The sequence below is a fragment of the Amycolatopsis sp. NPDC114503 genome (assembly GCF_055633655.1).
In genome coordinates this window covers 65,243-84,079 of sequence record NZ_JBVKDT010000010.1, presented here as the reverse complement: position 1 = coordinate 84,079, position 18,837 = coordinate 65,243, and the positions used below count along the sequence as shown (strand labels likewise).

The window sequence follows — 18,837 nt, the reverse complement described above, 5'->3', positions numbered from 1 at the left end:
GGAGCGCGGATCACCGCGCCCAGGGAGTGAGCAGTCCGCCCATGCCGCTGCGCTCCAGCAGCCGGGCCGCGTGCCGTTCCGCCTCGTCGGCGGCGGCTTCTTCGTCGACGCGGACGCACTGTCCGGCGCGGTAGACGATCTCGCCGCCCACGATCGTCAGCTCCACATCGGACCCGCGGGCGGAGTAGACGAGGGCGGCGACAGCCCGGTGCACCGGGCGCACGTGCGGACGGTCGAGCGCGGTCACGATGACGTCGGCGAGTTTGCCCTCGCTCAGCACTCCCGCGTCGATTCCGGCGTAACGGGCTCCCTCGCGGGTAGCCATTTCCAGCGCGTCCTCGGCCCGCAGGGCCGTCGGGTCCAAAGTGGCCGTTCGCTGGCCGAAGACGCTGAGTTTCATTGCCTCGAAAAGATCTTGCCGGTGGCCGCAGCTGGGACCGTCGGTGCCCAGCGCGACCGGGATGTTCCGCTTTCGCATGTTCGCGACGTGCGCGGTGCCCGAAGCGAGGTAGCCATTGGAGGCCGGGTTGTGGGAGATCCCCGCGCCAGCCGCCGCGACCTGGTCGATTTCGGCCTCGTCGAGCCAAATCGCGTGCGCGAGGGTGGCCCGCTCGTCGAGGAGGCCCTCCGTCGCGAGCCATTCCACCGGCCGGACCCCGTGGGTTTCGAGGTAGCTGACCGGATCGGTTTTGCTTTCGCAGCAATGGGTGTGCCAGCGAGTGCCGAATTCCCGGGCGAGTTCGACCGTCCGGCGGACGAGTTTCTGCTCCACGTAACAGAGGTTGAGCGCGGCGGGCCACACCGCGACCTTGGACGTCGGCGGCCGGTGTTCCATCGCCTCGCGGGTGATCGCGAATTCGTCCTCGCTCGAATAGCGGAACAGTTCGATCGGCTGACCGCGGCGGTCGGCGATTTCGGTGCGTTCGCCCAGCATGCCGCGGGCGACCGCACCGCGAAGCCCGGCCTCCTCGATGACGTCGGCGACGGCGAGCGTCGTTTCGAGATCGCTTGGCGCGTAATGGTTGTCGATCACCGTCGTGATGCCGGCGCGCAACGCCTCGACCGCGCCGAGCCGTGCCCCGGCCACCGCTTCGGGCCCGGTGATCGCGATCGAATACGGCCACATGAACTCGCACAGCCACGGCACGATCGACATGCCTTCGCCGAGCCCGCGGGCGAGCGCTTGGTAGAGATGGTTGTGCCCGTCGACCAGGCCGGGCAGCACGGCTTTGCCGCGACAGTCGATGATCTCGGCGGCGCGCCAGCGTTCGGTGCCAGGCCCTTCGCCGACTCCGGCGATCCGGTCGCCGACGATCGCGACGTGGCCGGTCTGATGGACAGTGCGCTGGTCGTCGACGGTCACCACGGTGCCGCCGGTCAGCAGGAGATCGCAGGGTTCCGGTTCCGCAGCCGACATCGGGCCGCCCTTCCCCGGGCGGGGTCGGACCCGGCCCGGCGGTCGTCTCCAGCGCGCGGCTGGAGGCAGCTGGCCGAACGGTTGGCCCGAAACGGGAGGTCACCGGCGCCCGGCAGCGCCGCCGGGTCGTTCAATGCAAAGCCCTCGCGGCGCCGGTGTCAAGAGCCTCTTCTGGAAAAGTCTTGCCGCGCAACGCATTTGACGATCATGTGTTGACAGCGGGCGGCGAAGGTGCTGCACTCGGTTGCGCCGGAGCGCGGATCGCGCTTCCGGGTCCCGTAGGTGCGGTGAAGCGCGGCCGGGGAGTCCTTTACTCAAGTCTTGCGTAAGGAGACATCCGGTGATTATCGATACCCATGTCCATCCGACGAATCTCGTCGACGAAGCCTGGCGGCACACCGGAACCCCGTTCACCGGCGAGCGCACGCTGGAAATGATGGACGGTCCATTCTGGATCAACGGCAAGCCGCGGCGCGTGGACGTCAGCTGCATCATGCCGCCGCCGGGCAACACGACCTGGCGCGAGGGCAACAAAACCGGGCGCGAAGGCATCCGCGAGTACCAGGCGTACGTGACCTCGCTCGTGCAGCAGTACCCGGACCGGTTCGTCGGGAACTTCATGTACAACCCGCGGTTCGGCCCGGAAAACGGCGCGGCGGAGCTGGCCTTCCACGTGAAGGAATACGGCTACAAGATGCTGAAGCTGCACGCCAACATGCATTCCTACCGCCCGGACCGGGCGCTGGACTGGCTGCGGCCGGTGATGCGGGTGTGCGACGAGCTCGGCGTGATCGTGCTGATCCACACCGGGGACGGGCCGTACTCGATCCCGACCCAGTTCTACCCGATCATCCGCGAGTTCCCGAACGTCACGTTCATTCTCGGCCATTTCGGCATCCAGACCGGCGGCGTCTACTGTTTCGAAGCGTTCTGGATGATCCAGGACTCGCCGAACGTGATCGGCGAATCGGGCTGGCTGCTGCAGTCGCGGATCGTCGAATTCGCCAAGGAGATGAAGAAGAGCGACCTGGTCTTCGGCACCGACTCGCCGCCGAACGAGCCCGGCATGTGGGCACGGGAGCTGGAAGTGCTGTGCCACCAGCCGCCGCAGGGCCTGAACCTGTCCGAGGACGACCTGGAGGGCTACCTCGGCAACAACATGGCCAAGCTGCTCGGCCTCGCGCCGACACCGCCGCCGAAGGACAAGGCGGAAGCCGAGGCGTATTTGCGCGGGGACATTCCGCAGGCCTCGGCGGCGAATACGCACGCGTCGCATTATCTCGGCTACACGCCTTCGGCGTGGGCGGAGGCCGCTAACTCCTGATTCGCTCGCGCCGGCTGCGGGTTCAGTCGCACCCGCAGCTGGCGCGCGCGGTCAGGTGCACGTCGAGAATCCGGTCCTCCGGCTGAGCGTCTTCCCGGAGCTTGTCCAGAGTGGACACCGCCGCGTCGGCGAAATCGTCGAAGGAATGCCCGGCGGTGGACAGCGCGGGCCAGCTGTGCGCGGCGGCGTCGGTACCGCCGAAGCCGATCACCGCAAGGTCTTTCGGCACGCTCAAACCGAGTTCCGCCGCGACGGTGAGCGTGTCGAGCGCCAGCCCGTCCGCCGTCGCCATGATCGCGCGCGGCCGCTCCGGCGACTGCAGCCACCGCCGGATGTCCGCCCGCGCGGCATGCCGATCCAGACCGGTCCGGACGACATTGCCCGCACTCCTTTTCGCCGCCCGCATCGCCTCCGTCCAGCCGCGAGCCCGATCGGCCACCGGCCCGGACCGCGCGGTCCCGGTGAGACACCCGATCTCCCGGTAGCCGTGCCCGAGCAGATGTTCGGTGGTCAACCGCCCGCCGGCCTTGTTGTCCAGGACGACGGACGGCGCGGTGCTGCCGGACGGCGCGTGGTGGTGCAGGTAGACGACCGGAACGTCCAAAGTGGAGTGCGTCGCGGCCGCTCCGGCGATCTCGGCGCGGACCAGCAGCAGGCCGTCCACGCGCATGTTCGCCAGCGATTCGGCGTACCGCAGCTCCTGTTCCCGGGAGAAGGCCGAATTCCCCAGCAGCACCAGGGATCCGCGCGCGAACGCGGCCCGCTCGACCGCGTGGGTGAGCTGGGTGAAGTAGCCTTCGCTGCTGTCCGGCACGACCAGGCCGAGCACATTGCTGCGCGTGGACCGCAACGCCCGCGCGACGAGATTCGGCCGGTAACCGAGCTCGGCGATCGCTTGTTCCACCCGCGCTCGCGTAGCGGGAGCGACCGGACGCGGACCGTTGTTGAGCACGTAACTGACCACGGCCGGCGAGGTGCCCGCCAGCCGTGCGACATCGTCCCGGGTGACCCGCTGCATGCGCCAGACGATACCCGAAGAGCCGTTGACAGTCCCGATCTACACGTGTTGAATCCCGTGGAGTCGGCAAAGCAGGAAAGCTGGTGGTCACTGTGGACTCGCTGGTACGCGCCGCGGAAACCGGGAAAGCCGCCGGGGTGGGCGAAAGCGCTCTCCGTCCGGACGGCAACGCCAAGGTGACCGGCAGGTTCGCCTATTCGTCGGATTTGTGGATCGAGGGCATGGTCTGGGCGACCACGCTGCGCAGCCCGTACGCGGCCGCTCGGATCCGGTCGATCGACACGAGCAAAGCTCTCGCTCAACCAGGCGTGCACGCCGTCCTCACCCACGAGGACGTGCCCGGCGCGAAAACGTACGGCATGAAATCCGCCGATCAGCCGGTCCTCGCTGTCGACGAGGTCCGCTACCACGGCGAGCCGGTCGCGCTAGTCGCCGCCGACGACCCCGAAACCGCCCGCCAGGCAGCGAAACTGATCATCGTCGACTACGAACCGCTCACCCCGGTCACCGACCCGATGACGGTCCTGGACGAGGGCGTCCGCCCCGTCCATCCCGACGGAAACCTCGTACGGCACGTAAAAATCCGCCACGGCGACCTTTCCCGCGCCCGCGCGGAGGCGGATGTCGTGGTCACTGGCGAGTACGAAGTCGGCATGCAGGACCAGGCTTTCCTTGGCCCGGAATCCGGCCTGGCAATTCCTTCCGAGGATGGCGGCGTCGAGCTTTACGTTTCCTCGCAATGGCTGCACAAAGACCTGGAACAACTGGCTCCCTGTCTAGGCCTGCCACCAGAAAAAGTACGCCTGACTATGGCAGGCGTCGGCGGAGCCTTCGGCGGCCGAGAAGACCTGTCCGTCCACGTGCACGCCTGCATGCTGGCCCTGCGCCTCGGCCGTCCGGTGAAAATGTCCTACAACCGCTACGAATCCTTCTTCGGCCACGTGCACCGCCATCCGGCGAAGATGCGCTACGAACACGGAGCCACCAAAGACGGCCGCTTGGTCTACGTCAAAGCACGACTGGTTCTCGACGGCGGTGCCTACACCTCAACCTCCCCGGTAGTCATCGCCAACGCCTGCTATTTCGTCACCGGCGCCTACGACGTCCCGAACGCCGAAATCGACGGTCTCGCAGTCTTCACGAACAACCCGCCGTGCGGCGCGATGCGCGGTTTCGGTGCCGTCCAATCGGCCTATGGTTGTGAGTCCAATATGGACAAACTGGCCCGCGAACTGGGCATGGACCCGATGGAATTGCGCCTCCGCAACGCAATGACCACAGGCACCGTCCTGCCCACCGGCCAAGCCGTCGACGGCCCAGCCCCCGTCGCGGAACTCTTGCAAGCCCTCCGAGACCGTCCACTCCCTCCCGCTGGTGCAACGGATCTTCTTTCCCTGCCAGGCGGAGCCGCCAACACGACGCACGGCGAGGGGGTGCGTCGCGGAGTCGGCTACGCGGTCGGGGTGAAAGCGATCGGCTACTCAGGAGGTGTCGACGACATCTCGACGGCCCGAGTCGCTCTGTCCGTCGTGAACGGTGCCCCGGTGGTTTCAGTGCACACTGCCGCCGCCGAATGCGGACAAGGCGTCACGACCGTCCAGTCGCAAGTCGCGAGCACGGAACTGGGCGTGTCGCGAGTAGTAGTCCTCCCCGCCGACACCCAAATCGGCGACGCCGGTTCCGCGTCCGCTTCCCGCATGACCTGGATGTCCACCGGGGCTGTGCAAGGCGCCTGCCGCCACATCGCTCGCGAACTGCTGCGTCGCGCTTCTGCCGCTTCTGGCCTCCCCGCGCTCTCCTTGGGAAACGACCAAGTCCTGGACAGCGCTGGCCACTCGGTCTGCTCCATCGCCGACCTGGTGGGTTCGGACACCCTTTCGCACACCTTCGAGTACCACCACCGCCCCACCCAAGGCATAGACCCAGAAACCGGCCAAGGCGACGCACACATCGCTTTCGCCTTCGCCGCCCACCGAGCGGTGGTGGACGTGGACGTCGAGCTGGGTTTGGTGAAGGTGGTGGAATTGGCGACCGCCCAGGATGTCGGCAAGGCGATGAACCCGCTGGCCGTGGAAGGCCAAATCGAAGGCGGGAGCGTGCAGGGCCTGGGTTTGGCTCTGATGGAGGAGATCCTGGTCGACCGCGAGGGCCGGGTGCGGAACCCGTCCTTCACGGACTACCTGATCCCGACGGTGCTCGACGTGCCGCCGATGCCGATCAGCCTGTTCGAGTTTCCGCACCCGGATTCGCCGTACGGCCTGAACGGCGTGGGGGAGCCGCCGACCCTGTCGTCGACCCCGGCGATCCTGAACGCCCTCCGCTCGGCGACCGGCCTGCCTTTGCCGAACGCCCCCATCCGCCCGGACGACATCGCACTGGCGGGGGAGACGGGGGCGGGTTTGCGGGTCGCTTCGTGACCGGCTTGTCTTTGGCGGATTCCCTCGGTCGGCCTGGCCGACATCGCCTGGGGAGAGGAACCGGGCGTGGCCTTGCGGGTCGCTTCGTGACCGGCGTGCGCTGCGGTGGCCGGGATGGTCGGGAGAGGCGTCGGGCGCTCGGCCGCGAATCTGCCTTGCCAGTCAGCTTCGCACGGCCGGGCTTGCCGCGTCTGGCCTCTTCGTCTCTGGCTTGGCGAGCCATTTCTTTCCGGCTCGTTGATCCATTCCCCGTCGACTGATTCGGCAATCGGCACGCCCCACTCCGCCGACCGTCCCCGATCGAGAAAGTGCGCACGATGAACCCCCATCCCCTTGGCCCGCCTAGCCGCGCCACCGCACCACCGGCCTCGAACCGGCTGTCGCCTCCCGGAGGTGCCCCGTGGATTTCCTGACCCCCGCGACCTGGGCGGAAGCCCTGGCTTTGAAAGCCGACCGCCCGGACGCCGTCCCCCTCGCCGGCGGCACCGACGTCCTGGTCGAGCTCAACTTCGACCACCGCCGTCCCGCCGCGTTGCTCGACCTCACGCGGATCAGCGAGCTGTCCGAATGGACCGTGCAGGACGGCCGGATCCGCCTGGGCGCGGGCGTGTCGTACACCCGGATCATCACCGAACTCGGCACCCGCCTCCCCGGCCTGGCGATGGCCAGCCGCACCGTCGGCTCCCCGCAAATCCGCAACCGCGGCACCGTCGGCGGAAACCTGGGAGCAGCGTCCCCAGCCGGTGACACCCACCCCACGCTCCTGGCCTGCGACGCGACCATCGAAGTCGCGTCCGCACGCGGCACCAGGATGATCCCGGCGACGGAGTTCTATCAAGGCGTCAAACGCAGCGCACTGGCCCCGGACGAGCTGATCGCCGCCATCCACCTCCCAGTCGCGACCGGCCCGCAGCAGTTCGCGAAAGTCGGCACCCGCAACGCGATGGTCATTGCGGTGTGCTCGTTCGCGCTGGACCTGGCCCCGGAAACCGGCTGGGTGGGCGCGGCGATCGGCTCGGCCGCCCCGACGCCACGCCGAGCCAGCGCCGCCGAAGACTTCCTCCGCGACGCCCTCTCTGATTCGTGGGAATCCCGCTCCCCGCTGCCGGACCCGGTGGTACGCCGCTTCGGCGAGTTGGCCGCGAGCGCCGCGTCCCCCATCGACGACGTCCGGGGCAGCGCGGATTACCGCATCCACGCAATCGCAGTGCTGGCCCGCCGGACGTTGAGCTGGGCCTGGGAAGACTATCGGAAAGGCGGGCAGCCGAAATGCGCCTGAACCTCACTGTCAATGACGAACTGCGCACCGTCGACGAGGTCTGGGAAGGACAAAGCCTGCTGTTCGTGCTGCGCGACCAACTGGGCTTGCCAGGCTCGAAGAACGCCTGCGAACAGGGCGAATGCGGTTCGTGCACAGTGTATTTGGACGGTACCCCAGTGTGTTCGTGCCTGGTCGCCGCAGGCCAGGCCGAAGGTCGGAACGTCCGCACCGTAGAGGGCTTGGCGGACGGCGACCACCTGGACGCGGTCCAGCAAGCCTTCGTCGAAGCCGGCGCCGTGCAGTGCGGCTTCTGCACGCCGGGGTTGATCGTCGCCGCACACGAACTCGTGCACCGCGTGACCGCCCCGACGGACCCGGAGATTCGCGAGGCCCTGGCGGGTAATCTCTGTCGCTGCACTGGGTACGAGAAAATCCTGGACGCAGTCCGCCTGGCCTCGGCCCGAGTCGGAGAGGCGGAACCCGCGAACCCTGCGTGACGGCTGGCCGCTTGTGGGAACCGACAGGTCTACTGAGCTGCTTTGCCAGGCCGTCTGCGCCCGGCTTGCCAAGCCGCGCGCACGCAACTGCCTGTAAGCCCGCCGAGAACGCGGACCGGCCAGCCATTTCGCTCGGCCTGGGCGTCGCTCGCGTCGGCTGGGGCTATCTGCCCGGTGCGAAGCGACCAATCCCGCCTTCGCCGGGCATGGTCGGTTTGCCATCGACCGTCGGCTCATCGCGGACCCTGCCGCCCTTCGCAGTTCGACCCGCGTGCGGACGCCCGTGCCGATCTTCGACCCGCATGTGGCCGCCCGTGCCGATCTGCTGACTGCGCTCGGTCCGCGATGCACGCGTGGAAGCCGCGCCTGCGGGCGACTCCGTCGGTGCCGATTCGCCGATCGGGCTCGGTCTGCGAGTTGCGCCGGGGAACCGTGCCCCAGGACAACTCCGTCGGTGCCGATTCGCCACCGATCTCGGTCCGCGAGTGGCGGCGGGGAACCGTGCCCGAGGACAACTCTGACGGTGCCGATTCGCCGCCCGGGCTCGGTCCGCGACGTGCGCCGGGAACCGTGTCTGCGGACAACTCTGTCGACGCCGATCCGGCACCGAGACTTGCCCGACCATCTGCGTCGGGAACCGTGCCCGCAGGCAACTCTGTTGGTGCCCACCCGCCGCCCGGACTCGGCCCACCATCTGCGCCGGAGACCCGAACCTGCGGGCGACTCCGACAGCGTCAACCTGCCGACTCGGCCAGACCCAGCGCCCCGCGCCGGAAACCCGCCTCCCCGCGGATCGCCTTAACTCCGGTCAGAGCCCCTTCATCAGATCCGTCTCCGTCACCCCCGGACCCTGTCCTTCCCGGATGAACCATTCCGTCCCGAACGTCTGGCCGAACTTGTCGTCCGGCAGCGCCAGGAAGAACGACTCCTCGCTGATCTGGCTCTGATGCGCGCGCATCGCCGCCCGCTTCGCCTTCGCGTATGCCGTGACGTCCACTTCCGCGGTCAGCTCGGCCGCCGGTTTGCCGATGATCATGTCCTCGTCCGGGCCGCCTTCCTCGCCCGCTGCGCGCGCGGCTTCGGCGGCGCGGCGGATCTCGTCGCGGTTCACCGAGCCCTGGTAGATCCGCGGCGTGCCCGCGAGTTCTCCCGCGCGCATGCCGACGCGGTGGACCTGGATGTGGTCCGGGTGGCCGTAGACGCCGAAGTCGTCGTACACCGTGAGCACGTCCGCCGACTCCTCGCGCAGGATCGCCGCCAGCCGCTCCGCCGCTTCTTCGACCGGCGCGGTCCAGAACGTGCCCGGGCCGTCGTTCGACGGGTCGCCCATCATTCCGGAGTCCTGGTATCCCAAGAACTCCACTCGCGAGACGCCCAGCACCTCGGCCGCCGCCTGCGTCTCCTTCACTCGCCGGTCCGCGAGCTGCTCGCCGTCTTCGAGCAGGCCCTCGGGGATCTCGCCCTTTTCTCCGCGCGTGGCCACCACGAGCACCACCCGGTGCCCCTCGTCGGCCGCCTTGCGCATCACGCCGCCGGTCATGATCGCCTCGTCGTCCGGATGGGCGTGGAACGTCACCAATGTCGCCATGCCAACGAACCTACCGGCACCCACCGACAAAAACCGGCGCCCGCCGGAAACGGCTTCCGGCGAATCCTCCACACCCTCCATTGTGGACAGGTCGCCCACATGGGTGGACCTGCTGCTTTATCGGCGCGAGGGGTCCCCTCGCGCGCTCCGGCGCTTGGCTTCTCCCTCGGCCCGGCCTACGTTGGGGTCCGCCGACCGAGGAGGCGTCATGGCAGAACGGACGAAATACATCCTGGACGAGGCCGATCTCCCGGCGCAGTGGTACAACGTGGTGCCGGACCTGCCCGAGCCGCCTCCGCCGCCGCTGCACCCGCGAACGCGCGAGCCCGTCGGGCCCGAGGACCTGGCTCCCCTGTTCCCGCGGGCGATCATCGAGCAGGAGGTCACCACCGAGCGCTACATCGACATTCCCGAGGAAGTCCGCGACGTCTACCGGCTCTGGCGTCCGTCTCCGCTCTACCGCGCCCGTCGGCTGGAGAAGGCGCTCGGGACTCCGGCCCGGATCTACTACAAGTACGAGGGCGTCAGCCCGGTCGGCTCGCACAAGCCGAATACCGCTGTGCCGCAGGCGTTCTACAACGCGGCCGAGGGCGTCACGCGACTCACCACCGAGACCGGAGCCGGGCAGTGGGGGAGCGCGCTGGCGTTCGCGTGCGCGACGTTCGGGCTGTCGTGCGAGGTCTGGCAGGTGCGGGCGTCGTACGACCAGAAGCCGTACCGCAAGCTGATGATGGAGACCTTCGGCGCGCAGGTTTACCCGAGCCCGTCGGATCGCACTGCCGCTGGCCGCGCGATCCTGGCGGAGAACCCGCAGTCGACGGGCAGTCTTGGGATCGCGATCAGTGAAGCCGTCGAGCAGGCCGCGGCGGATCCGGGTGCGCGGTACGCGCTGGGCAGCGTGCTCAACCACGTGCTGCTGCACCAGACGGTGATCGGCGAGGAAGCCCTCCGGCAGTTCGAAATGGCAGGCGACACCCCGGACGTGCTCGTCGGCTGCACCGGCGGCGGCTCCAACTTCGGCGGGCTCGCTTTCCCGTTCCTGCGGGAAAAGCTCGCTGGCCGGATGAACCCGGTGATCCGCGCGGTCGAACCGGCGGCCTGCCCGACCCTCACCCGAGGCCGCTACGCCTACGACTTCGGCGACACGGCCGGTCTCACGCCCCTGCTGAAAATGCACACGCTCGGCCACGGCTTCATCCCGGACCCGATCCACGCCGGAGGCCTGCGCTACCACGGGATGTCGCCGCTGATCTCGCACATCTACGAACTGGGTCTCATCGAGGCGCTCGCGATCGGTCAGCAGGAATGCTTCGCGGCGGGAGTGCAGTTCGCCCGCACCGAAGGCATCATTCCCGCGCCCGAACCGACGCATGCGCTGGCCGCGTGCATCCAGGAAGCGTTGCGCTGCAAGGAGACTGGCGAGGAGAAGGTGATCCTGACGGCACTCTGCGGACACGCGCACCTCGACTTGCCCGCGTACGGCGCGTATCTGGCTGGGGACATGGTGGACAACGAACTACCGGACGCGGCATTGGAGGAATCGTTGGCGGCGCTTCCCTGAGGGGTGTGGCTGGCGGATTGGAGAGGAGGTAACTGAGGGAACTAGTTGGCGGGCGATGCTGCGCTAAGGGCTGGCCGGAAGTCGGTGGCTGGGATCGGTGAGCGGGCGGCAGGAGGCCGGGTGGATCAGCTGGCGGGTCGGTTAGGTTGCGGTCGGTTGGCGAGGTTTTGCTGGAACGGTTTCGGCGGTGACGAGACGGCGGCGGCCGGTCCGGTTGGCGGGCCGGTTCGGTTGGCTTGAGCGGTCTGGTCGGAGCTGCGGGCGGTTGGGCAGGAAGCGGCTGGGGCTTTGTCTCGGATGGCGCGATGCTCCGTCGAGCTGGTTCGGTGCGCGTCCTCGTCGGAGTGGGCAGGCGAGCTGGATCCCGCGGATGGACCGCAGCCAGTCGATGGGCAGGGTCGCGGTGGCGGACGGTGGAAGGAAGCTCCGCCGAATCACGCCGCGGCAGGTGCCTGTGGACCGGCCTGCGCAGATCCTGGGGTGGGCGAGTGGGCCGGTTGAGGCTGGCGAGCGGAAGCTGAAAGCCCAGCCAAGCCGAACCGCGGTATGTGCCTGGGCGAAGAACCGATGCTTGGTCACCCAGCGAGACCAAGCTCAGGCATCCCCGGCGAGCTGCGCCCGGCGTGTCTCAAGGAAGGCTCGTTCAGTCTCGTTCGTAGCCAACGCGATCGCCTCGCCATAGGCGGCTTCGGCTTCGGCGGTGCGGCCCAAGCGCGACAAGAGATCCGCGCGAGTGGCGGGCAGCAGGTGGTAGCCGGGGAGGTCTAGCTCGTCTACTAGGGCCAGGGCCAGTTCTGGGCCGTGTACTTCGGCGACTGCGACGGCGCGGTTCATGGCGACCACGGCGGTTGGCGTGTGGGCCAGGAGTTGGTCGTAGAGGGCCAGTACTTGCGGCCAATCCGTCGTGGTGCCGTCGGTGTGGACGGCGTTGATCGCGGCTTGCAGCTGGTACGGCCCGGGCTGGCTGCGGCGTAGGCATTGCCTTACCAGGGCGTGGCCTTCGGCGATCAGGTCTTGGTTCCACAGAGAGCGGTCTTGGGCGGTCAGGACGACAAGGTTGCCGGCGGAGTCGACGCGGGCCGGGCGGCGGGCCTCGGTCAGCAGGAGCAGGGCCAGCAGGCCTTGGACTTCGGGCTCGTCGGGCATCAGGGCGGCCAGGGCGCGCGTCAGGCGGACGGCTTCCAGGCACAGGTCTGTCCGCACGAGCGGGCCGGAGGTCGAGGTGTAGCCCTCGTTGAAAACCAGGTACAGGACCGTCAGGACGGAGGCCAGGCGGTCTGGCAGGGAGGCTTCGTCGGGGACTCGGTACGGGATGCCGGCGTCGCGGATCTTCTTTTTGGCCCGGACGATGCGCTGGGCGATCGTCGGTTCCGGGACCAGGTACGCGCGTGCGATCTCGGCGGTTTCCAAACCGCCCAGCAGGCGCAAAGTCAGTGCGGTTTGCGCGAGCGGCGACAGGGCTGGGTGGCAGCAGGTGAAGATCATCCGCAACTGGTCGTCGCGCACGGGGCTCTCCTCTGCTGGTTCGTCGGGCTGGTGGAGGAGCAGGGCTTGGGCGTGCCGGGCCTCGCGGGTGGACTCGCGGCGGAGGCGGTCGATCGCGCGGTTTCGGGCGGTGGTCACGATCCAGGCGCCGGGGTTGGCCGGCAGGGACTCGGCCCAGGCGGTGACGGCGATGGCGAAGGCGTCCTGCACCGCCTCCTCGGCTAATCCGATGTCGCCGAGGAGGCGGGTCAGGGTGGCGACGCAGCGGCCGTACTCGGCTCGGTAGACCGCGTCCAGCGTCACGCAGCGTCCTCCGGGCCGTCGGCGAACGGACGTACTTCGATGGGACGGCCGCACGCCTGCGCGCACTTGTCGGCCCAGGAAAGGGCTTCGTCCAGGTCCGCGCATTGGATCACCCAGAAGCCGCCCAGCTGTTCCTTCGTTTCGGCGAACGGGCCGTCGGTCATCGTGGTGGTGCCGTTCGCGGGGCGGACCACCGTGGTGGCGTGCGAGGGACGCAAGCCGCCGACGAACACCCAGGCGCCGGCGGCCTTCATGTCGTCGGTGACTTTCGTGGTGCGCGCCATCTGGGCGGCCAGCTCGTCGCCGGTCTCCAGCGTGGTTTCGTCTCCCTGGACAGCCAGCAGGTACTGCTTCATGGCGAACTCCTCAAGCCGGGTCTCTTGCCTTGGCTACGAACGCGCTCGACGCCATTCGACACCCCGGCGAAAAACCGGCAAGAAAACCCGGCAAGAAAATCCGTCACCGTTCTTTGGAGACGGTCGCCAGCAGCTCCGGGCCACGGGTGACCAGGCGTTGCTGCGCGAGCGAGCCCCACCACCACGCCAGTGCGACGCCGGTCGCGATCCCGGCCGGAATGCCCAGCCACTGCAGCACGGGCAGGTCCGCGAGCTTTCCGGCCACGCACAGCGCCACCACCGGCAGCGCGCCGAGCACGATGAGCAGCGTCGTCGCCAGCATCAGGGCGGCTCGGGCGCAACCGGGGCGTCCGCCGGACGACCACGGGCTGCCGCTGCGGCGTTGATCCGGCAGGGGGAAGGCCAGGAAGACGGACTGCAGCATCAAGATTCCGGCTCCGGCGCCCAGCGTCGCCGGGACCAGGCCGAGGACCCACGGGTACGCCTCCGGCACGCCGGTGACCCCGGGCAGGACCAGCGCCAGTACCAAGGCGACGGGGGCGACGATCAAGGCCCACGCCAGTTGCCGGCCGCGCACGTCGGCGCGTTCGGCTCCGGGGACGACCAGCGTGTGCCACAGCGCGCTGCCGTCCATTCCGTACAGGTTGCCGGACTGCATGGACGCGAAAAGGACCACTGCGACACCGAAATACGGCAGCATCACCGACTGTCCGCCGCTGCCGCCGGACAGGGCTGGCACGACGGTGATGACGAAGCCGATGAGGAGCGTCGACAGCAGGGCGACGCGTCGGCGGGCGTCTCGCCACCAGGTGAAAAGCTCCTTGCGGGCCACGGCGCCGACCGGAGTGGCAGGCAGCAGGCTGCGCCGCGTGCGGGTGCTCTTCGCACGGGTGCGGGAGGCGCCGCGGAAGGAAGGAGTGGTGGCCTGGCGGGCCAGCAGCGCGCCCCAGATCAGGACCAGAACCGCCACCGCGCCGAGCAGCGCGGCGAACAGACCGCCGACGGTGCCCCATTCGCCGGTGCCGGCGGCGTGTACCGCGAGCGTGCCCCAGCCGGACGGCAGCGCGTGCATGACGCTGACGAAGCCGGGCATCTGGCCGGTGACGATCGCCGGGCCGACGCTCCTCATCACGTAGTTCACCGCGACGCCGGACAACCCGGTGAGCGCCACCAGGATGATGCCGAGTTCCTTGCCCTTGCGCGACGTCAGCAGCGTGCCGAGCGCGGCCATCACCACGCGGTACAGCAGCACCACGAACGCCAGCTGCAGCACGGTGAACACCAGCCCGACGAGCGCCGCGCCGGCGCCGAACCGCAGCCCGTAGAACACCAGCCCGAGGAACGCCAGCAGGCTCACCAGCGCGGTGACCCCCACGAAACTCGCCGCGAGCAGTCCCACCGCCAGCTTGCGCCTGCCGATCGGCAGCAGCGCGAAGTGCTCCGGCCGCAGGGTGTCGTCCCCGCCGCCGGTCGCGATCGGCGCGAGCACCCAGCCCACCATCCACACCGCGTAGACGGAGGTGAGCAGGTCGACGGTGATCCGTGCTTCCGGAGCCGGGAACACCGCGACGCCGATCGTGAACAAGGCCGCGAGGAGACCGAAAATGCCCCCTACGATCATTCCGGCGATCTGCCGCCCGCGCAGCGAATTGCGCAGGACCCGCAGCTTCAGTCGGACGAGGACGCCAACCACGCCAGCCCCTCCGCTCCACCGGTCCGCCCGCCGACGATGTGCACGAACGCGTCTTCCAGCGTGCCTTCGCCTCGCACGTCCGCCACCGCGCCCGCGGCGACGACGCGCCCGCGCGTGATCACCGCGACGTGGCTGCACAGCTGTTCCACCAACGCCATCACGTGGCTCGACAGCACGACCGCGCCGCCGGAAGCGACGAACCGCTGCAGGATCGTGCGGATCGTCGACGCCGAAACCGGGTCGACCGCCTCGAACGGCTCGTCAAGGACCAGCAGCCGGGGGCCGTGCAGCAACGCCGTCGCGAGGCCGATCTTCTTGCGCATGCCCGCGGAATAGTCGATGACGAGCGTGCGCTCGGCGTCCGTCAGCTCCAGCACGCCGAGCAGTTCCTGCGCGCGTTCGGCGACCGTGTCCGGCGCGAGCCCGCGCAGCAAGCCCATGTACGTCAGCAGTTCCCGTCCGGTGAGCCGCTCCGGAATGGACAATCCGTCCGGAAGAACCCCGATCAGGCTTTTCGCCCGTTCCGGTTCCCGCCAAACGTCCACTCCGAACACGCGCGCTTCGCCGGCGTCCGGCCGAAGCAGCCCGACCGCCATCGACAACGACGTCGTTTTCCCGGCTCCGTTGGGCCCGACGAGGCCGAAGAACGACCCCCGTGGCACTTCCAGCCGCACATCGTCTACTGCCAGCGTGGTCCCGAACCGTTTGGTGAGTCCGTAAAGCCCCATGGCCGCGTCGTCGGACACCGGTTCCCCCTTCCCGTGGTGTGCGCCCGACTGTACAAGGGGTCACCGACAAAAAGCGGACAGCTCCGGCGGAGTGGTGCCGGAAAGCCGGGGATCAGGGGTTCCGGACATCGCCAGCAGCCCGCGCGCGGCCCGGACGAGCTTGGGCCAGGACGTGGGTTTCCGGACGTCGTACGCGCGCAGCAGCTGGCGGAGCATGGTGAGCGTGTCGAAGTAAATGCGTTCGCACACCAGCTGTTCGCCGGCGTCGAACAGGAAGTACGCGGTCATCCGGACCCGGAACCGCCGCCCGGTCGGCGGAATTGTGCCGAGTGGTCCGAGATGCGTGCCGAGAAGCCAGAACTCAACGATTACCGCATCCGCGCTGTGCCGCAACGCGATGATTTCGTGGTCTTGATCGGGAAAAGCGCGACGCGTTTCGTCGTAGTAGCCGCGCACCGCGGAATCGCCGTCGTGCACGGTCATCGTCGGGACGATCTCGTAGCGCGGGTGCGGGAACGTCGCCAGCACGTCGTCCCAGTCCTGGCGCACCTCGTCGCGAAAGTGGTCGAGGACGAGCTTTTGCCGGGCTCGCAGCACTTCGGGCGCGGGGATGGCCAACGGGTCCACGGGTTCCTCCAAGCCGGGAAAGCGGAACCGCAATTTAATCCACAGTGTGGGTTAACCGCAAGTGCGCCATGATGGAGCCGTGAACACCACGACGCGCCGGGGACGCCCGCGCAAGGGAGACGCCCGGCTGTCGCGGGAGGCGATCCTGACGGCCGCGCTGGAAGTGGTCGACGCCGACGGTGCGGCGGCGGTGAGCATGCGGACCGTCGGGCAGCGCCTCGGCGTGGACGCGAAGAGCCTCTACCACCACATCGACGGCAAAGAAGCTTTGCTCGACGCCGTTGCCGGGCACGTGCTCGGCGGGGTCGGCCTCCCGGACCTGACCGGACAGCCCGAAGAAGACCTCCGCGCGATCGCCCAGTCCTTCCGGAAAGCGACGCGAGCGCATCCGCAGGCCGCCGCGCTGGTCCTGACCAGGCAGCTGCCGTCGCTCGCCGCGCTCGCCCCGGTCGAGGCGGTGCTTTCGGTGCTGCGCAAGGCAGGCGCGTCACCCGAGGAGTCGGTACACCTGCTGCGGTCGCTCCTGGCCGTCGTGGTCGGCTCGCTCCTGCGCGAGGCCGGCGCGGGACCGGCGTTCGGCGTCACCGACGAAGCCGGAATCGCCCACCGCCGCGCCGAATTGGAGCAGACCGGACTTCCCGCCGTGGTCGAATCCGCGCCGCATCTGGCGCGGTGCGATCACGAAGCGGAGTTTTCCTTCGCGGTCGATCTGGCGGTGGCCGCCACGATGCAACGACTCACTGCTCCCCGCAGGTGATCTTCGGCTGCGGGTTGTAGCGGACCGACCGCGTGTGCCGCGAAACTTCCCGGCCCGACGAGGCGTCGCGCAGGATCCGGGTGTCGCTCGCGGTGAAACCGGGCGCGCCGTTGGACGCGTGGCAGTTCTCCGCCGGACCCGGTTTCGTCGGCGGCGGCGTCGGGTTCGACCGCTCGCCGGGAACCGATTCGACGGTGTACCGCTTGGTGCCCCACAGTTTCACGGTGATCGAGGACGGCGTCCAGACGGTCTGGATCGCGACGCCGGTGTCCGAGTCGTTCGTGAACTTCAGGTCGATCACGCTGGCGCCATTGGGGTTCTGGAACACCGTCGCCTCGCGCGCGGCCGGGTAACGGCTGATGTAGTAGCTGTGTTCCTTGTGCCCGGCGTCCTTCATCCCGGAGAAGTACGCCGCGTTGTACAGCGTCGTGGCGAACTGCGAAATGCCGCCGCCGACCTCGCGGGCAGGCGCGCCGTTCTCGATCACGCCCGCCTCGACGTACCCCTGCGGCCGCCCGCGCGGACCGGTGAATCCGTTGAGGCTGAACGTTTCTCCCGGCTTCACGATCGCGCCGTTCACCTTTTCGGCGACCACGCGGATGTTCGTGCCGGAGTCGGCCGCGAACCCGCCGGTGCTGAATTCGCCGATGACTTCCTTGACGCCCAGCTTGTCCGCCTGCTCGGTGGTGACCTTCGCGGGCGTCTTCTTGTAGATCGCCTTCAGCTCGCGGCTGTCGGTCTGCTTGAGCGTGTTCGGCAGCGGCTTGAGGCTCTGCTCCCAGTCGACGGTGTTGCCGTCCGCGGACGGTTCGACGACCGGCTTGCCACCCGAGAACGCGATGGCCGCGTCCTTGCCCTCCTGCTCGGTGGACTTCAGCTGCGGCGCGAGCGCGTCGGTGACCTTCTTCGGGTCGACCTGCGGGGCGAGTCCGCCGCCGTCGCCGGGCACGAACGTGAGCGCGCCGGCGATCTGCTCCGGCGCCAGCGTCGCGTCCGCGCCTTCGCCCTTGACCACGATCGGCGCGGACACCGCGGGCTTGGCGAACTCGGCGAGCGCCCGCTGGACGCCCTCGGCAGTGGTGCGAACCGGCGTCGGCGCGACTGGGAGCGTCAGCTCGTTGCTGGAAGCCCAGCCGCTCAGCACCTTCGCCCGCGCCGCCGCGACGTCGAGCTTTTGCCCGGCCTGCGGCGGGACAGCGACCGGGGTAGTGCCGTCGAACCGGATCGTGCCCTCGACCGGCTCCCGGTCGACGCGTCCGCGCAGGTCCTCGAGCGCCGGATCGAGCTTCTCGGCCTCGACGTGCGACACGACGCCCAGCTCGCGGGTGCTGAAGAACGACGCGAGCCGCGTGAAGGGGTTGATCGGCTGGTCGCCCGCCTGGTCGAGAGTGCCGCTCCAGTCGAGCCCCAGCCCGGCCTCGGTCGGCGACAGCTTGGTGTGCGCGTTGCCCGCGGTGACGGTGAGCGGCTGGGTGAGCCGCGGCTCGATCTTCCCGCGCAGCTCGCGTTCGGCGACCGGCCGCTCCAGCCCGCCGACGTCCACGCCGGCCACGACGACGCCGCGCGGCACCCGGCCCTGGCTGGTCAGCAGGTCGATGAGGTAGGCGACGACCAGCACGCCGAGCACGCCGCCGCTGATCCAGCCCGCTTTGCGCAGGCCGCGCCTTCGCGGCGGGGCCGGAGGTTCCTCGGGCGGCACGACCGGCAGGATCTCGGTCTGGTCGCTGTCGGTTTCCGGCCAGCGCGGTTCGTACTGCACCTCTACGACCCCTTCGATTCGCTGCGGTCAGGGGCACAGCGTACGG

The 18,837-nt window shown here is 69.0% G+C and carries 15 protein-coding genes; 6 read left to right on the top strand and 9 right to left on the bottom strand.

The window, feature by feature from the left end; genetic code table 11:
- Positions 1-10: 10 nt before the first annotated feature.
- Positions 11-1,417, bottom strand: a complete 1,407-nt coding sequence (locus tag ACZ7OI_RS35425) for an amidohydrolase (protein WP_470268441.1) — start codon at positions 1,415-1,417, stop codon at positions 11-13.
- 340 nt (positions 1,418-1,757) lie between these two features.
- Between ACZ7OI_RS35425 and ACZ7OI_RS35420 the strand changes: the two genes are divergently transcribed.
- Positions 1,758-2,741, top strand: coding sequence for an amidohydrolase family protein (locus tag ACZ7OI_RS35420; protein WP_009081542.1), 984 nt, complete (start codon positions 1,758-1,760; stop codon positions 2,739-2,741).
- A 22-nt stretch (positions 2,742-2,763) separates the two neighbouring features.
- Here the strand turns inward: ACZ7OI_RS35420 and ACZ7OI_RS35415 are convergent, their stop codons facing one another.
- On the bottom strand, positions 2,764-3,759 hold the full coding sequence (locus ACZ7OI_RS35415) for a LacI family DNA-binding transcriptional regulator (RefSeq protein ID WP_470268440.1): 996 nt from the start codon (positions 3,757-3,759) through the stop codon (positions 2,764-2,766).
- Between the two features lie 83 nt (positions 3,760-3,842).
- Between ACZ7OI_RS35415 and pucD the strand changes: the two genes are divergently transcribed.
- The 3 genes from pucD (at position 3,843) to ACZ7OI_RS35400 (ending at position 7,934) form a co-directional block, all read left to right on the top strand.
- Positions 3,843-6,176, top strand: coding sequence for a xanthine dehydrogenase subunit D (pucD, locus tag ACZ7OI_RS35410; RefSeq protein WP_470268439.1), 2,334 nt, complete (start codon positions 3,843-3,845; stop codon positions 6,174-6,176).
- Between the two features lie 400 nt (positions 6,177-6,576).
- On the top strand, positions 6,577-7,455 hold the full coding sequence (locus ACZ7OI_RS35405; protein ID WP_470268438.1) for an FAD binding domain-containing protein: 879 nt from the start codon (positions 6,577-6,579) through the stop codon (positions 7,453-7,455).
- Positions 7,446-7,934 (top strand): (2Fe-2S)-binding protein, encoded by a 489-nt coding sequence (locus ACZ7OI_RS35400; protein WP_470268437.1) that lies wholly within the window; start codon positions 7,446-7,448, stop codon positions 7,932-7,934. The genes ACZ7OI_RS35405 and ACZ7OI_RS35400 overlap by 10 nt, the downstream gene beginning before the upstream one ends.
- An 808-nt stretch (positions 7,935-8,742) precedes the next feature.
- On the opposite strand, the gene ACZ7OI_RS35395 is transcribed toward ACZ7OI_RS35400, so the two are convergent.
- Entirely contained in the window at positions 8,743-9,522 is a 780-nt protein-coding gene (locus ACZ7OI_RS35395; RefSeq protein ID WP_470268436.1) for a PIG-L family deacetylase, read from the bottom strand.
- A gap of 208 nt (positions 9,523-9,730) precedes the next feature.
- On the opposite strand from ACZ7OI_RS35395, the gene ACZ7OI_RS35390 reads away from it, so the two are divergent.
- Positions 9,731-11,083, top strand: coding sequence for a TrpB-like pyridoxal phosphate-dependent enzyme (locus tag ACZ7OI_RS35390; protein WP_470268435.1), 1,353 nt, complete (start codon positions 9,731-9,733; stop codon positions 11,081-11,083).
- Positions 11,084-11,677: 594 nt separating this feature from the next.
- Here the strand turns inward: ACZ7OI_RS35390 and ACZ7OI_RS35385 are convergent.
- From ACZ7OI_RS35385 to ACZ7OI_RS35365, 5 genes are all read right to left on the bottom strand, one after another.
- On the bottom strand, positions 11,678-12,871 hold the full coding sequence (locus ACZ7OI_RS35385) for an RNA polymerase sigma factor (RefSeq protein ID WP_470268434.1): 1,194 nt from the start codon (positions 12,869-12,871) through the stop codon (positions 11,678-11,680).
- Positions 12,868-13,227 carry a YciI family protein gene (locus ACZ7OI_RS35380; RefSeq protein WP_470268433.1) on the bottom strand — a complete coding sequence of 120 codons (360 nt, stop codon included), beginning with the start codon at positions 13,225-13,227 and terminating at the stop codon, positions 12,868-12,870. The genes ACZ7OI_RS35385 and ACZ7OI_RS35380 overlap by 4 nt, the downstream gene beginning before the upstream one ends.
- Positions 13,228-13,330: 103 nt before the next feature.
- Entirely contained in the window at positions 13,331-14,920 is a 1,590-nt protein-coding gene (locus ACZ7OI_RS35375; RefSeq protein ID WP_470268432.1) for a hypothetical protein, read from the bottom strand.
- Positions 14,896-15,666, bottom strand: coding sequence for an ABC transporter ATP-binding protein (locus ACZ7OI_RS35370; protein ID WP_067582806.1), 771 nt, complete (start codon positions 15,664-15,666; stop codon positions 14,896-14,898). The genes ACZ7OI_RS35375 and ACZ7OI_RS35370 overlap by 25 nt, the downstream gene beginning before the upstream one ends.
- Before the next feature lie 42 nt (positions 15,667-15,708).
- The gene (locus ACZ7OI_RS35365; RefSeq protein WP_470268431.1) at positions 15,709-16,275 is read right to left on the bottom strand and encodes an ester cyclase; all 567 of its coding nucleotides are present in this window, start codon (positions 16,273-16,275) and stop codon (positions 15,709-15,711) included.
- 79 nt (positions 16,276-16,354) lie between these two features.
- On the opposite strand from ACZ7OI_RS35365, the gene ACZ7OI_RS35360 reads away from it, so the two are divergent.
- Positions 16,355-17,032: a TetR/AcrR family transcriptional regulator C-terminal domain-containing protein gene (locus ACZ7OI_RS35360; protein ID WP_470268430.1), complete on the top strand. Its 678-nt coding sequence runs from the start codon at positions 16,355-16,357 to the stop codon at positions 17,030-17,032.
- Here the strand turns inward: ACZ7OI_RS35360 and ACZ7OI_RS35355 are convergent.
- A complete protein-coding gene (locus tag ACZ7OI_RS35355; RefSeq protein ID WP_470268429.1) occupies positions 17,013-18,791 on the bottom strand; it encodes a VanW family protein in 1,779 nt (592 codons plus the stop codon). The genes ACZ7OI_RS35360 and ACZ7OI_RS35355 overlap by 20 nt on opposite strands.
- Between the last annotated feature and the right edge of the window lie 46 nt (positions 18,792-18,837).

Bases quoted from the DNA above. Each gene is read 5' to 3' on its own strand.
- ACZ7OI_RS35425 (WP_470268441.1), bottom strand. From the start codon at position 1,417: ATGTCGGCTGCGGAACCGGAACCCTGCGATCTCCTGCTGACCGGCGGC.
- ACZ7OI_RS35415 (WP_470268440.1), bottom strand. From the start codon at position 3,759: ATGCAGCGGGTCACCCGGGACGATGTCGCACGGCTGGCGGGCACCTCG.
- ACZ7OI_RS35400 (WP_470268437.1), top strand. From the start codon at position 7,446: ATGCGCCTGAACCTCACTGTCAATGACGAACTGCGCACCGTCGACGAG.
- ACZ7OI_RS35395 (WP_470268436.1), bottom strand. From the start codon at position 9,522: ATGGCGACATTGGTGACGTTCCACGCCCATCCGGACGACGAGGCGATC.
- ACZ7OI_RS35390 (WP_470268435.1), top strand. From the start codon at position 9,731: ATGGCAGAACGGACGAAATACATCCTGGACGAGGCCGATCTCCCGGCG.
- ACZ7OI_RS35380 (WP_470268433.1), bottom strand. From the start codon at position 13,227: ATGAAGCAGTACCTGCTGGCTGTCCAGGGAGACGAAACCACGCTGGAG.